This is a genomic window from Paenibacillus sp. ATY16 (genome assembly GCF_003399985.2).
In the GTDB taxonomy this organism is placed as follows: domain Bacteria; phylum Bacillota; class Bacilli; order Paenibacillales; family Paenibacillaceae; genus Pristimantibacillus; species Pristimantibacillus glycanilyticus.
In genome coordinates this window covers 1-14,197 of record NZ_NMOK02000036.1, presented here as the reverse complement: position 1 = coordinate 14,197, position 14,197 = coordinate 1, and the positions used below count along the sequence as shown (strand labels likewise).

Genomic DNA, 14,197 nt, shown 5'->3' with positions numbered 1-14,197 from the left:
AGGCTCTACAGCCCAGTAATTGTTTTACGTTGCACGTTATGCAGGATATTGCGGCGAAGGAGTGCCTGAACGGACCGTTGAGACCCGATTTACTGCAATCCGTGCCATGTACCCTTCGAGGGAAAGACTTTTACGACCCTTATCCTGCAAAGTGAACAACGTAGCGCCTATACTAACCCAATCCTTACATCATCTATCCTCTATTCAAACCGCCTCTATACATAACGTCAAACGTTCACGCTATTTTGTAAAACAGTTTGTATAATGTAATCCAAATTTCGTGTTATATAATATTACATATCAACACAAGCGGCGCGTGAAAAGATGACATAAACAATCTTCATCAAGAGCGAGGGGGTTGAGGGTTTGTCACAAGAGAGTCAGAAGGAAATTGAAATACGGATTGACGATGTGTCGATGGTATTCGGACGGAAGGGCAGAGAGGTGACGGCGCTCTCGCAGGTCAGCTTTGATATCCATCGGAGCGAATTCGTCTCCCTGCTAGGGCCTTCGGGCTGCGGCAAATCTACATTGCTCCGGCTAATCGCGGATCTGCTGCAGCCGACAAGCGGACGGATTACGATCGGCGAAGAGGAGCCCCGCGAAGTCCGATTGAAGAGAAAGTTCGGGATTGTTTTTCAAAGCCCTACCTTATTCGAATGGCGCACGGTGAAGGATAATATCGAGCTGCCGATGGAAGTGCTCGGCCTTAAAAAGTCTGAATATTCAGCTATATCAAGCCGTCTGATCGACATGGTTGGCTTAGCAAAATTCAAGGATCATTATCCTTGGCAGCTAAGCGGCGGCATGCAGCAACGAGTGGCCATTGCCAGAGCATTGGCGCTTGATCCGCCGATTCTGTTGATGGATGAACCTTTCTCCGCTTTGGATGAGTTTACGAAAGAGAAGCTTCAGCTTGACCTGCTCGACATCCAGAAGCAGACCAATAAAACGATCGTATTTGTTACTCACAGCATTCCGGAAGCGGTATTCCTGTCCGATCGGGTTATCGTCATGTCAGCGCATCCCGGGCGAGTCCATACGATTCTGGACATCGAACGGGAGGAGGGCAGCTACGAGTTTATCCGTAATTCCGGACGTTTCCATGAGATGACGGCCAGGGTGAGAGCTTGCCTTTACAAGGAGCGTGATCCTCTTGATAAGCGGATGGCTTAGAAAAAGCGGCCAAGGAGGTATTCTCGCCATATGGGTGGCGGGAGCTCTGGCGCTATGGGAGGCAGCGGCTTGGTACATAGCCGATATTGCACATGTACTGGCACCGGCCTCCAAGCTCCCGTATCTTCATCTTGTCCTTCAAGCCCTTATCAAGCATTGGTCCACGATAGCCGAGCAAGGCGCGATCACCTTCGGGAACTCCATACTGGGATTTCTGATTGGGACGGCGGTAGGGGCAACTCTTGCTATTATCATGAGCTTGTCCAGAACCATCGAGCTAACCTTATCTCCGTATATGATTGCTTCGCAGATGGTTCCGATCATTGGGCTTGCCCCAATCCTGTACGGCATCATTCATGATCCTGCGATGTCGAGGGTGCTGATGGCGGGATATGTAACCTTTTTTCCGGTAGCCATCCATATGCTGCGCGGCCTTCAGAGCATCAAGCCTGAGCAGGAGGAGCTGATGCGTTCGTACGCAGCCTCCGGATGGACGACGTACACCAAGCTGCGGCTGATGGCATCGCTTCCCGGTCTTTTTGCCGGACTTAAGCTGTCCGCCCCTCTCGCGATTACCGCTTCTATTATCGTTGAGCTGATGGGAGCGCCAAACGGCATCGGCGTATTAATGCTCAGCTCTCTCTACTACGGCAGCTCGCAAGTGTATATGTTCTGGTCTACGATCCTAATCAGCGTTGCCATCGGTTTGATCTGGTTTCTGTTCGTTACGCTGGCGGAACGGTTACTGACCCCGTGGCAGCCGGAATTCCGTCAGCAAGGGGGAGGGGAAGAATGATGACCGCCGTTAATACGGAGCAGTCCCCTGCGCCGACCCCGCAACCAAGAGCAGCCGCAGACCAATCAGCTGGACTGAACGCCAGGATCAATAGCTCAACTCCAAATTCCTTACGAAAACAATCCCGAAGCACGATATGGCTGCCAATCGGATTCGGCCTCCTCTTTCTGGTCATCTGGCAGCTTAAAGGGTTCCACAAGCTGTTTCACTTGGAGCTTTATCAATTGCCGATTCCATCGGCCATAGGAAAGGCGATTCAAACAAACCGCGATCTCCTCTGGAACTACTCCCTCTATACCGGCGCGGAAATGATCGGGGGCTGCCTGATTGGCTCGGCTATTGGCCTTCTCGCTGCCATTGCGGCGTCCTTTTTTCCGCAAGCAGGCAAAGGAGCCATCACTTTAGCAGCTGCTTTAAACGCCGTCCCAATCGTTGCGCTCGCGCCTGTTATGAACAACTGGTTTGGCGACGGTGTCGCCTCCAAGATGGCGATTGTCGCGATCATGACGATGGCTACGATGGCGGTTAGCGCCTATAAGGGACTGTGTTCCGTCGAGCCCGCCTATCTGGAGCTGATGCATGCTTACGCAGCAGGAAGGTTAACGATCTTTTTCAAGCTGCGGCTCAGACTTGCCCTGCCGGCTATTTTTACGGCACTTAAGATTAACATGGCAACCGGCATTATAGGAGCGATAGTTGGCGAGTTTTTTATCTCATCCAGAGGGCTGGGCTTTCTGCTATCCGATCAGATCAAGCTGGGCAATATGCCCATCGCCTGGTCCTGCATTGTGATCGCCGCCGTGCTTGGCATCGTACTCTATTATCTCATTCAGCTAATCGAGAGAATCGCGATTCCATGGCATGCCGCCAGGCGCAAACCGCAATAACTTCTTACGCATCAGGGGATGTCTTCGTCTTTTAAATAGATAGCGATAGGGAGAGGATGGGGTAGATGAAAAGGAGAAACCGGGTCATGAAGGCCGTAACCTCGCTGACGATGGCAATGGCGCTGCTTATGGTCGCCGCCTGCGGCAATAACAGTTCATCGGAGTCTTCGGCGAACGAGGGAAAGTCAAGCGAACCTCTGAAGGTGAAAATTCAACTGAAATGGGTGCCTCAAGCCCAGTTCGCGGGGATTTTCGTCGCCAAGGAAAAAGGCTTCTACGAGCAGGAAGGGCTGGATGTCGAGATTGTTCCGGGCGGGCCGGATGTCGTTATCGAGCAGCAGGTGGTGAACGGCGCGGCGGATATCGGCGTAACAAGCTTCGACAGCTTGTTGGTGAACCGGGACAACGGATTGCCGCTTGTCTCTGTGGCGCAGATTTTGCAAAAGAGCTCGTACAGGTTTGTTGCCGACAAGGCTTCCGGTATTGATGCCCCAGCGAAGATGAAAGGCAAGAAGGTAGGCATGTGGACGGGAAGCCAGCAGTTCCAGGTGCTTGCTTTTATGGAGAAGAACGGCCTTGATCCGCAGAAGGATGTCGAGCTGGTGAAGCAGGGCTTTACGATGGACCAGTTTTTCAACAAGCAGCTGGATGTAGCGATCTCTACCATCTATAACGAGTACCATGTCGTGCTGGAGAGCGGCGTGAAGCCGGAGGATCTGTATGTATACGACTTTGAGGATGCGGGTGTCGGGATGCTCGAGGATACGCTGGTGGTAAAGGAGGATTGGCTGAAAAATAACCGGGATACCGCGGTCAAGGCCATCCGCGCCACGATGAAGGGCTGGAACTACGCCATTGCCAATCAGGGAGAGGCGGTCGATATCGTCATGAAGGCTGTCACGGAGGGCAGCACAACGAAGGAGCATCAGTCCACCATGCTGATGGAGATGGCGAAGCTTGTGAAGCCGGAAGGGTTCACGGATGCTCAGGTTGGCTCGTTTGTTGATGATGCCGTACAGCGGACGGTAGATATTTCGCTCAAATACGGATTAATCAAGGCGGCGCCGGATTTAAGCAAAGCCATAGACAAGACGATTCTGGCGGACGCGGAAAAAAGCTAGCGAGATGGGGGGAAGCTTAAGGTCCCTAAGGGACCTTAAGCTCGAGAAAACTGTGGTTGGCGTCGAAGTGGCAGTGGAAGCGGCTGCCGGGATTGGGATATGCAGGGGTAATTTCGTTCAAACGGCTGCCCTCGCCTGAGGGCGGCTCTCTGACTAGCCGTATAAATTCAAATCTCGTACATACTTATATGTCATCGGAGACAAGGCGGGAGGGATCGGGACATGAGTGTGGAGCTCAACGCTACGATTAATGCGGAACGGCTGAACCGGCATATCGAGGAGCTGGCGCAGATCGGAAGGATTGGGGAGACCGGCGTATGCCGGCTGGCTTTGTCGAAGGAAGATAGAGCGGGCGTAGAGCAAGTGAAATGCTGGATGGAAGAAGCGGGAATGAGCGCAAGAATAGATCCTTTTGGCAATTTGATAGGCGTATTCAGAGGAAAACATCCGGAGCTTCCGGTCCTTATGCTTGGCTCCCATGTCGATTCCCAGCCCTATGGCGGTCGGTATGACGGGGCTATCGGCGTTCTAGGAGCGATTGAAGCGGTCCAGACGATGGCTGAAAAAGGCTTCACACCCGAAATGGACATTGAGGTGGTTGCCTTTTGCGATGAAGAGGGCTGCCGCTTCAACAAAGGGTTATTTGGCGTCCGCGGCATGACGGGCAAGCTCGAGGAAGGGGAGCTCGACCGGACGGACAAGAATGGCGTAACTCGCCGGGAAGCTCTGCTGGAATTCGGCTGCGACCCGGCAGAGTTTGAAGGATATACGTTTCAGGCGGGGAGGATCGGCGCTTTCCTGGAGCTTCATATTGAACAGGGGCCGGTGCTTGAATCGCTGGATTCGCCAATCGGCATTGTAACCGGTATTTCCGGTCCGCTCTGGTGGACGGTTGAACTGAACGGCTTTGCCGGACATGCGGGCTCGGTGCCCATGCCGATGAGGAGGGACGCGCTGGTTGGCGCGGCCAAGGTGATCGTCGCTCTAAACGACCTCGCCCGTCTGGAAGACGGGGCCTCAACGGTGGGGACGGTAGGCTCGCTGTCGGTGTTCCCGGACTCCCGCAACATCATCCCGGAGAAGGTGACGTTTACGGTTGACCTCCGGGATATCGTTCTTTCCCGCCGGAATGAGCGTGAGCAGCAGCTTCTGGAAGCCATTCAGGACATCTGCGATGAGCATGACCTGCAGTATCTGATCCGGGAGGATACGAACAGCGAGCCGCGGTATTGCGCGGAATGGATGAAGAACATCCTGCGGAAGGAAGCGTCCGGCATGGGGATGAAGCTGCCCGAGCTGATGAGCGGGCCGTTCCACGATTCGCTGACGATGTCTTACGTGACGGATTACAGCATGATTTTTGTCCGGTGCAAGGACGGCATCAGCCATAACCCCAAGGAGTATTCCTCTCCGGAGGATATCGCGCTGGGAACGGAGCTGCTGTACCGGTCGGCGGTACGTATCGCAAGCGGAACCGAAATCGGGAGGAGAAGCGATGAGTAAAGTAACGATCGGATTAATTCAGGCATCCCATGACGTACATGGCGATGAACCGGTAGAGGCGCACAAAAAGAAGGCGATTGAGAAGCATATCCGTCTTGTACGCGAAGCCGCTGAAAAAGGCGCTAAGATTATCTCGCTGCAGGAGATCTTCTACGGACCGTATTTCTGCGCGGAGCAGATCACCAAATGGTATGACGCCGCGGAGGAGATACCGAACGGGTCAACTACACGGCTGTTCCGGGAGCTCGCCCGGGAGCTAGGCGTCGTTATTGTTCTTCCGATTTACGAGCGCGAGGGCATTGCGAGCTACTATAATAGCGCAGCGGTAATCGACGCGGACGGCGCTTACCTCGGCAAATACCGCAAGCATCATATTCCGCATGTGGCCGCAGGCGACGGGGGCTGCGGCTTTTGGGAGAAGTATTATTTTAAGCCGGGCAATCTGGGTTATCCGGTATTCGATACGGCTTACGCGAAGGTTGGCGTATACATCTGCTATGACCGGCATTTCCCGGAGGGCGCACGTGCGCTTGGGCTGAACGGGGCGGAGATTGTTTTTAATCCGTCTGCGACGGTAGCGGGCACTTCGGAATACCTGTGGAAGCTGGAACAGCCGGCACATGCGGTGGCGAACGGCTATTACGTGGCGGCTATCAATCGGGTCGGATATGAGACGCCTTGGAATATGGGAGAGTTCTACGGTCAGTCGTATTTGGCGGATCCGCGAGGCTCGATCGTTGCCATTGGCAGCCGGGATCAGGATGAGGTTGTGATTGGCGTGATGGACAAAGAGCTGATTCGCGAGGTGCGAAATATTTGGCAGTTTTATCGGGACCGCAGGCCGGAAACGTACGATAGCATCATAAACCTATAATAAGCGCTAAGGGAAAGGGGGATGAACGGATGGCTGCAACGTTTATATCCGCGGAATCTTTGCGGCGTAATTTTGCCGAGGTGAAAGCCGGAATGAAGCCCAAGGAGGCGATCGAGGAGTCGAACCGCTGCCTGTACTGCTATGATGCCCCGTGTATCCGGGCTTGTCCGACAGGCATCAACATTCCGTCCTTTATCAAAAAGATCGCCTCCGGCAACATGAAAGGCTCTGCCCGCACCATTATGGAGGCGAATCCGGTAGGCGCAAGCTGCTCGCGGGTTTGCCCGACGGAGGAGCTATGCGAAGGGGCTTGCGTGCTTAATCATTCGTCCAAGCCGATTATGATCGGGGATCTGCAGCGTTATGCGACCGATTGGGCAATCCGCAACGAGCAGATTTTGTTTAAGGCAGGAAGCAGCAACGGGAAAAAAGCCGCCGTTATCGGAGGTGGTCCCGCAGGCTTGTCGGCGGCCAGGGAGCTGGCCCGGTTCGGCTTTGCGGTCACGGTGTTCGAAGCGAAGGAGCAGGCAGGCGGCCTTGATACGTATGGCATTGTCTCGTTCCGGCTGCCGCAGGAAATCTCGCTGTGGGAAGTAGAGCAGGTCAGGCAGCTTGGCGTAGAGATCCGCACGGGCTTGAAGGTTGGAATCGATATAAGCGTTGAAGAAATTAAGCAGCAGTACGATGCGATTGTCCTGGCCATTGGCATGTCCAAGGTGCCGAAGCTTGGCATCGAGGGTGAAGGTCTCCGAGGCGTCTATGACGCGATCGAGTTCGTAGAATCAACGAAATCGTCCATTCGGACGGATATTGCGGGCAAAAAGGTTGCCGTTATTGGTGCCGGCAATACCGCTATTGACGCGGCGACCTGTTCGGTTCGGCTTGGAGCGGACGAGGTGACGATTGTCTACCGCCGGACTTCCGCTGAGATGACGGCCTACGATTTCGAGTTCGACTTTGCGAAGCAGGACGGCGTTATGTTCAAATGGCTGACCGCGCCAAAGCGGATCGTTGGAGATTCAGCCGGTAATGTAACGGCGCTCGAATGCACGTTAATGAAGCTTGAAGAAAGCGGTGGACAGATCCGGCCGGTACCGGTGGAAGGCTCGGAGTTTTTTATGGATGTGGATGCGGTTGTTCTTGCCATTGGTCAAACGCGCCATATTGGCTTGGTCGAGCAGCTTGGTCTTTCGCATAAACGCGGAACCGTAGCGATTGATCCGGTTACGTTCCAAACGTCAGATCCGCAAGTCTATGCGGCTGGCGATGTTATTTTTGGCGACGGGCAAGGGGAAGCGATGGTTGTATCGGCGGCGCAGCAGGGTAAGAAAGCCGCGTATGCCATCTATCGGCAGCTGGTGAAGGAGCAGGAGGAAACGGCGTAACGATCTTTGGAGGAGGGGAAAACGATGGCTGATTTGCGTATCAATCTGGCGGGCATATCCTCGCCGAATCCGTTCTGGTTAGCGTCGGCGCCGCCTACGAATACGGGCTACCAGGTGCAGCGGGCTTTCGAGGCGGGCTGGGGCGGAGCGGTATGGAAGACGCTTGGCGATCCGATTATCAATACGTCGTCGAGGTTTGCGGCCGTGCATTTTAACGGACAGCGCGTGGCAGGCTTTAACAATATCGAGCTGATTACGGACCGGCCGCTTGAAGTGAATCTGAAGGAGATTTACGAGACGAAGAAACGGTTTCCGAATCATGCCGTCGTGGTGTCCCTCATGGTGGAGCCGAAGCGGGAGAAATGGCATGAGATTGTCAAAAAGGTCGAGGCCGTTGGCGTCGACGGGCTGGAGCTGAACTTCGGCTGTCCGCATGGCATGGCGGAGCGCGGCATGGGCTCGGCATCCGGCCAGCAGCCGGATCTCGTTGAAGCGCAAACGATGTGGGCGAAGGAAGCGGCAAAGACGCCGGTCATCGTGAAGCTGACTCCTAACATTACGGATATTACGGCCACCGCCAGAGCGGCCGTTCGCGGCGGTGCGGATGCGATCTCGTTGATCAATACGATTAACTCATTGGCTGGCGTGGATCTGGACACCTGGAATACGATTCCGCATGTAGGCGGCAAAGGCGCTCATGGCGGGTATTGCGGTCCGGCGGTGAAGCCTATCGCGCTGAATATGGTGGCGGAATGCGCGCGCAACGCTCAGGTGAACGTACCTATCTCCGGAATTGGAGGCGTCTCCAATTGGCGCGATGCGGTCGAGTTTATGCTTATGGGAGCAACCGGGGTGCAGGTGTGCACAGCGGCCATGCATCACGGCTTCAGCATCGTGGAGGATATGATCGACGGCTTGAACAACTATCTGGACGACAAAGGCCTATCCTCCGTTAACGAGCTGATTGGCAAATCCGTTTCCCGTTACTCGGATTGGGGCGATCTTGATCTGAACTATCAGGTCGTTGCCCGGATTCACGAGGAGAATTGCATCGTCTGCAACAAATGCCATATTGCCTGCGAGGATACGTCGCATCAGTGCATTGAGCGCCTGACAACGGACGACGGCCGTGCTTATTTGAAAGTGCGGGAAGAGGACTGCGTCGGCTGCAATCTTTGTTCGATCGTTTGTCCGGTGGAAGGCGCCATCTCCATGGTGGAGATTCCTTCCGGCGAGCTGCCGATGTCCTGGAATGAGCGCCAGAAGGCGGTAGCTTCGGTCGACGATTCCAATCCAGCGCCAGGCGGCGCGAGCAAGGAGGCGGTATAAGGATGGCTGCGAAAATCATACGTAACGGTACGATCGTAACCGCTGCGGATACGTATCGGGCGGATGTTCTGATCGAGGACGGCGTTATCAAGCAGATTGGCCATAGCCTTTCGGCTGAGGGTGCTGAGATCGTTGATGCCACCGGGAAATACGTGTTTCCTGGCGGCGTAGACCCGCATACCCATCTGGATATGCCGTTTGGCGGGACGGTGACGGCCGATGATTTCGAGACGGGAACAAGAGCCGCGGCATTTGGCGGGACGACCACGATTATCGATTTTTGCCTGACGGACAAGGGAAAGCCGTTAAGCGAGTCGCTTAAGAAATGGCATGCGAAAGCGGCTGGTAAAGCCGTTATCGATTACAGCTTCCATCTGATGATCAGCGAGATCAATGACGCCGTGCTGGCGGAGCTGCCTTCCATCGTGAAGGACGAAGGAATCACTTCGTTTAAGGTGTTTATGGCGTACAAGAACGTGTTTCAGGCCGACGACGGCACGTTGTACCGGACCATGTTATCGGCCAAGGAGCTTGGCGCCATGGTGATGGTGCATGCCGAGAACGGCGATGTCATCGAATTTCTTGTGGAGAAGGCGCTTGCCGAGGGGAATACGGACCCGATCTACCATGCACTCACACGTCCGTCCGCTATCGAAGGCGAAGCAACGGCACGAGCGGCGGCTCTTGCCGAGCTTACGGGTGCTAGGCTGTTTGTTGTGCATGTTACCTGCGCGGAAGCGGTGAAGGCGATTCGCGAGGCGAGAACCCGCGGCGTAGACGTATGGGGCGAGACCTGTCCGCAATATTTGGTGCTCGATCAGTCGTACCTCGCGCTACCGGATTTTGAAGGGGCCAAGTACGTCTGGTCTCCGCCTCTCCGCGAGAAGAGCCATCAAGAGGTGCTCTGGAATGCGCTTACTACGGGTTCCCTTCAGACGCTAGGCTCTGATCAGTGCTCCTTCAACTTCAAGGGGCAGAAGGATTTGGGGAAGGGCGATTTCAGTAAAATTCCAAACGGGGGTCCGGTCATTGAGGATCGGTTCTCGATCCTGTACTCGGAGGGAGTTGCCAAGGGTAGGCTGACCCTTAACCAATTCGTAGAGATTGTCTCGACCCGCAACGCGAAGCTGTTTGGCTTATTCCCGCGCAAAGGGACGATTGCCGTTGGCAGCGACGCGGATATCGTTATTTTTGACCCAACAGCGGAAAGAACGATCTCGGCGGAGACTCATCATATGAATGTCGATTACAACCCGTTTGAAGGGCTTCGCGTGAGCGGCGTGCCGGAAAGCGTATTGTCGCGCGGCGAGTTTGTCATTCGGAATCAAGCTTTTGTAGGGGAAGCGGGCACGGGGAAATTCCTGAAGCGCGCGACATACAAGCAGGCAAATACGGGCGCCAAGGAACAAGTTGAACAGCTGTAAGCAGGGATAAGGATGCAGGCGGGAAGACCATTCAACGGAGGTGCTTACTTATGTCCGCTTACCGGGAGTTTTTGGAAGAGAAACAAAAGCTGGATGCTTATATCGGCAGGCAGTTCAGAATTCATAGCGTAGTGGAGAATTTGAGCGGTGCAACCATTGAGCTTGTCCATCCCGGCGGGGAGAGCGCGGTGCTGCAGCTGCTCTCCGCGGATGCCCGGAAATATATGTCCAACCTGGTGGTGAAGCAGCTGGCTTCCTCCGGATGGAACGATGCGGGGTAATGACGAACTACTGGATCGCTCCGTAGGTGTATTCGTATGCATTTAATGCAAGCTCAATAGCAAGCCTTTTGTCTGCAACCAGGTAGTCTTCGCCTAGCAGCGATGCTATTTTCTCGAGCCGGTGATATAGCGTCTGCCGAACGATAAACAGTTCTTTGGCCGTATCCTGCTTGGAGCCGGAGAGAGAGAGGAACACCTTCAGCGTCTTGAGCAGCTGCCCGTTTTTCTCCTGATCGTACCGCGCCAGCGGGCCGATATATTCCTCGATGAGGGCGGGCAGCATTCCGGTCTTTTTGAGACCCGAGATGATCCGGTACGTGTGCAGGTCATTGAAAAAAGGCGAGCTTAGCGGTCCGATATCCGTCTGAATCGCAACCGTCTCCCGTGCGGACTCGTAGCTTTCCTTGGCGCGGGACAGATCGGTCGTATATTTGCCGATGCCCAGCGTTCCGGCGAATAGGGCCGAATCCGGGTTGTGCTCGGTTTTTCTTAGACGGTCAATGGCGCGGAGGAGGCGGTCCTTCCACTTGAGCTGCTTCATCTGATCAATTAGGACAAAGACGATATGATCATGCAAAATAGCGGGGAGAAGGAAGTAGCCTTCGCCTTCGAAGATGGCGCGGGCGACCATGTTTTTCTGAATGAGCAGCTCCTCGCCTTCCTTCCATTCCGCCATCTTCAGGTTCAAGCGGAATACGCAAACGGTTAAGCCGTACAGCTTGGCGGCGGGCTTAATCGAGCTGATATACTCCCGGACTTCCTTCTCGGCATGCTTGCCGCTCAGCCAATCCGTCACCCACATTTCATCTTTGTAGCGACGTCTCTCCTCCATATATTTGGTGCGCATCATTTCTTGGGCGATAGCGGTAGCGCAGCGGTCGAGAGCTAGAATCTGAAATTCGCTAAGCTCCTGCTCCGACTGCAGCAGCAAATCGGCAAACAGATGATCAAGGGCAAGAATCGGCCGGTGCGCTATTCCGCGCTTCAGGTCAGGAGTGGCAAACATTTCGCCGTAAATCCATTGCTCGTAGAAGCTGTCTGCCTTGGCTTTGGGCATATGCGGAACGAACTCGGCTTCGGCATTTAGCGGAAAAAAAGCGACTTGAGTGCCGGTCGTGTGGTGGAGAAGCTTAAGCAGCGGCATAATGCCTTTGCCGGAGAGCAGCAGCTGGTTCAGCTTGGTGGAGAGTGCTTCAAGCTCATAGACCATGCGGTGATGCTGATGGATGAAGTAGGCGTGAAGATCTTGGGTAATGTCGATATAACGAACCTCCTCGTGGAAAAAAAGGAGAGGAAAGTTCTCGCGTTTAGCCAGCTCGATCATGGCATCGGATGGCTTTTTGGTGTAGGTGCCCAGCTCGATACAGAGGCCGGAGGCTCCGGAATCGATAAGCTGCCGGAGGAACGATAGGCTTAGCTCCTCGTCGTCATGCCAGCCGATACCGGTGGACAGGATCAGCTCATTCCCGCTTAGAAGCTTGCCAATCTGGGTAACTTCCATAATGTGGACCCATCGTACGGTGCGATTCAGCGCTTCTTCGCTTGCGATCGTCTCCGCCTTCTGAAACAGCGGGCGCTGCAGGATGTCTCTAACGGTTAGCTGCATCAACGTTTCAACCATGGACATTTCACCGCCCTAGCGTGGAATAGTGGGGGAATCGGAATCTAGTTTTTTTCTCCCCACAATAGAATTTATAAGTTTCGATATCCATTGAAAACTGAAATTCTATTTGGCGATAAAACCTACCTTTAGACGCGGTCGCTCATCTTCGATAGGCCTCGATACTGGTTTTCTCACCATTATACAAGAGGATAGAATTTGCAGGCAACGTAACGCCTAGTGGCAGGTGGACAGGAGAAAAGGGAGGGAGCGTATATGGAGATTGGCGTTCCAAAAGAGAGAAAAAGCGCGGAGCATCGCGTTGCTCTAACACCGGGCGGCGTTTATGAATTGGTAAAGCATGGACATCGCGTGTTTGTGGAGTCGGAAGCGGGGGCGGCTTCCGGATTCCCGGATGAACAGTATCGGGCAGCGGGAGCCATAATTGTGACGGATGCGGATGATGCTTGGTCAAGGGATATGGTCGTGAAGGTGAAGGAGCCGCTGAAGGAGGAGTACCGGCATTTCCGTGAAGGGCTGGTGCTGTTTACGTATTTGCATCTGGCTGCGGAGCAGGAGCTCACAAAGGCTTTGGCGCAGCATAAGGTGACCGCGATCGCGTACGAGACCGTTCAGCTAGCAAACGGGCAGCTTCCGCTTCTTACTCCGATGAGTGATATTGCAGGAAGGATGGCAGCGCAGGTCGGAGCACAATTTCTGGAAAAGGCACATGGGGGAAGAGGTATTCTGCTTGGCGGCGTTCCCGGCGTGCGGAAAGGGCGCGTCACCATTATCGGCGGCGGCGTAGTAGGGACTGGCGCTGCGCAAATCGCGCTTGGACTTGGCGCCGACGTATCCATTATAGACCACGATGCCGACAGGCTGCGGGCGCTGGAGGACCGGTTTGGCGGCCGGGTACAGACACTCGCCTCGCATTCCCGGCAAATCGCCGAGGCAGTGGCTGAATCGGATCTTGTGATTGGAGCTGTACTTATTCCAGGTGCCAAAGCACCTAAGCTTGTTACCGAAACCATGGTCCGTTCTATGCTGGCAGGTTCGGTTATCGTGGATGTCGCCATTGACCAGGGCGGCAGCGTGGAGACGATCGACCGGATTACGACGCATGCCGAGCCGGTCTTCGAGCGATTTGGCGTCCTGCATTACGCCGTCGCCAACATGCCGGGCGCCGTGCCTTATACGGCAACGGCGGCGCTAACGAACGCAACGCTGCCTTACATGCTTGCGCTGGCGGACCGCGGCGTCCGCGATACGCTTGCCGGCAGCGAGCCGATCCGGCGCGGCGTGAACGCCATGGACGGTTTCGTCACCCATGAAGCCGTCGCCGCCGCGCATCAGATGAACTATACCAATGTGCGCGATCTATTAAGCTCTTCGATCGCGTGAGAGAACCCCCGCAAGGCTGGATTGCCAGCCTGCGGGGGTTCTTTTTGTCTAAGAGAACTGTGCCGCTTGCATGGCTTAAAAAAACAGCCTTTCAAGCTGGCAAAAGCAGCGAATCCGGCTGCGAATTGCTGAAATCAGCCTTAGAGCTTGTCCGAAAGGCCTTCGGGTTAGCAGAATGGCACCTGAACGCCGCATGTATGGCGATTTCACGAGGTTAAGGTCCCTAAGGGATCTTAACCCGGCTCGTATAAGCGAAAAGAAAACCCTTAAGGTCCCTAAGGGACCTTAAGGGTCCGCGAATAGCCCAGAATCGCTGTAAGTATGGCTGATTTCACGAGGATAAGGTCCCTTAGGGAGCTTATCCCGGCTCGCATGAGCAAAAAGAAGATGACGTAAAATAGTCTGTGTACCAAGATC

General features: G+C 54.6%; 12 protein-coding genes. 11 read left to right on the top strand and 1 reads right to left on the bottom strand.

All coding sequences use genetic code 11. The features are described from left to right. Positions 1-366: 366 nt before the first annotated feature. From CFI03_RS20225 to CFI03_RS20180, 10 genes are all read left to right on the top strand, one after another. Complete coding sequence (locus CFI03_RS20225) at positions 367-1,176, top strand: ABC transporter ATP-binding protein (RefSeq protein ID WP_248759019.1); 810 nt, start codon at positions 367-369, stop codon at positions 1,174-1,176. Continuing rightward, the gene (locus CFI03_RS20220; protein ID WP_248759018.1) at positions 1,157-1,972 is read left to right on the top strand and encodes an ABC transporter permease; all 816 of its coding nucleotides are present in this window, start codon (positions 1,157-1,159) and stop codon (positions 1,970-1,972) included. The genes CFI03_RS20225 and CFI03_RS20220 overlap by 20 nt, the downstream gene beginning before the upstream one ends. Beyond that, positions 1,969-2,859 carry an ABC transporter permease gene (locus CFI03_RS20215; protein ID WP_248759016.1) on the top strand — a complete coding sequence of 297 codons (891 nt, stop codon included), beginning with the start codon at positions 1,969-1,971 and terminating at the stop codon, positions 2,857-2,859. The genes CFI03_RS20220 and CFI03_RS20215 overlap by 4 nt, the downstream gene beginning before the upstream one ends. Before the next feature lie 65 nt (positions 2,860-2,924). After that, positions 2,925-3,980 (top strand): ABC transporter substrate-binding protein, encoded by a 1,056-nt coding sequence (locus tag CFI03_RS20210; protein ID WP_248759015.1) that lies wholly within the window; start codon positions 2,925-2,927, stop codon positions 3,978-3,980. Between the two features lie 222 nt (positions 3,981-4,202). Further along, positions 4,203-5,483: a M20 family metallo-hydrolase gene (locus CFI03_RS20205; protein ID WP_248759014.1), complete on the top strand. Its 1,281-nt coding sequence runs from the start codon at positions 4,203-4,205 to the stop codon at positions 5,481-5,483. Further along, positions 5,476-6,357, top strand: coding sequence for a nitrilase-related carbon-nitrogen hydrolase (locus CFI03_RS20200; protein WP_248759013.1), 882 nt, complete (start codon positions 5,476-5,478; stop codon positions 6,355-6,357). Before CFI03_RS20205 ends, CFI03_RS20200 begins: the two co-directional genes overlap by 8 nt. A 29-nt stretch (positions 6,358-6,386) precedes the next feature. Then, a complete protein-coding gene (locus CFI03_RS20195; protein WP_248759011.1) occupies positions 6,387-7,742 on the top strand; it encodes an NAD(P)-dependent oxidoreductase in 1,356 nt (451 codons plus the stop codon). 24 nt (positions 7,743-7,766) lie between these two features. Then, positions 7,767-9,071 carry an NAD-dependent dihydropyrimidine dehydrogenase subunit PreA gene (gene preA, locus CFI03_RS20190; RefSeq protein ID WP_248759010.1) on the top strand — a complete coding sequence of 435 codons (1,305 nt, stop codon included), beginning with the start codon at positions 7,767-7,769 and terminating at the stop codon, positions 9,069-9,071. A 2-nt stretch (positions 9,072-9,073) separates the two neighbouring features. Next, entirely contained in the window at positions 9,074-10,495 is a 1,422-nt protein-coding gene (hydA, locus tag CFI03_RS20185) for a dihydropyrimidinase (protein WP_248759008.1), read from the top strand. 50 nt (positions 10,496-10,545) lie between these two features. After that, a complete protein-coding gene (locus CFI03_RS20180) occupies positions 10,546-10,776 on the top strand; it encodes a hypothetical protein (RefSeq protein WP_127492944.1) in 231 nt (76 codons plus the stop codon). A gap of 7 nt (positions 10,777-10,783) precedes the next feature. Here the strand turns inward: CFI03_RS20180 and CFI03_RS20175 are convergent, their stop codons facing one another. Next, a complete protein-coding gene (locus CFI03_RS20175) occupies positions 10,784-12,397 on the bottom strand; it encodes a PucR family transcriptional regulator (RefSeq protein WP_248759007.1) in 1,614 nt (537 codons plus the stop codon). A 255-nt stretch (positions 12,398-12,652) separates the two neighbouring features. Between CFI03_RS20175 and ald the strand changes: the two genes are divergently transcribed. After that, entirely contained in the window at positions 12,653-13,780 is a 1,128-nt protein-coding gene (gene ald / locus CFI03_RS20170) for an alanine dehydrogenase (protein WP_248759005.1), read from the top strand. The last annotated feature ends 417 nt before the right edge of the window (positions 13,781-14,197 follow it).

Excerpts from the sequence above, each read along its gene's own strand:
- ald (WP_248759005.1), top strand. The coding sequence starts at position 12,653 with ATGGAGATTGGCGTTCCAAAAGAGAGAAAAAGCGCGGAGCATCGCGTT.
- CFI03_RS20215 (WP_248759016.1), top strand. The coding sequence starts at position 1,969 with ATGATGACCGCCGTTAATACGGAGCAGTCCCCTGCGCCGACCCCGCAA.
- hydA (WP_248759008.1), top strand. The coding sequence starts at position 9,074 with ATGGCTGCGAAAATCATACGTAACGGTACGATCGTAACCGCTGCGGAT.
- CFI03_RS20200 (WP_248759013.1), top strand. The coding sequence starts at position 5,476 with ATGAGTAAAGTAACGATCGGATTAATTCAGGCATCCCATGACGTACAT.
- CFI03_RS20205 (WP_248759014.1), top strand. The coding sequence starts at position 4,203 with ATGAGTGTGGAGCTCAACGCTACGATTAATGCGGAACGGCTGAACCGG.
- CFI03_RS20175 (WP_248759007.1), bottom strand. The coding sequence starts at position 12,397 with ATGGTTGAAACGTTGATGCAGCTAACCGTTAGAGACATCCTGCAGCGC.
- preA (WP_248759010.1), top strand. The coding sequence starts at position 7,767 with ATGGCTGATTTGCGTATCAATCTGGCGGGCATATCCTCGCCGAATCCG.
- CFI03_RS20180 (WP_127492944.1), top strand. The coding sequence starts at position 10,546 with ATGTCCGCTTACCGGGAGTTTTTGGAAGAGAAACAAAAGCTGGATGCT.
- CFI03_RS20210 (WP_248759015.1), top strand. The coding sequence starts at position 2,925 with ATGAAAAGGAGAAACCGGGTCATGAAGGCCGTAACCTCGCTGACGATG.
- CFI03_RS20195 (WP_248759011.1), top strand. The coding sequence starts at position 6,387 with ATGGCTGCAACGTTTATATCCGCGGAATCTTTGCGGCGTAATTTTGCC.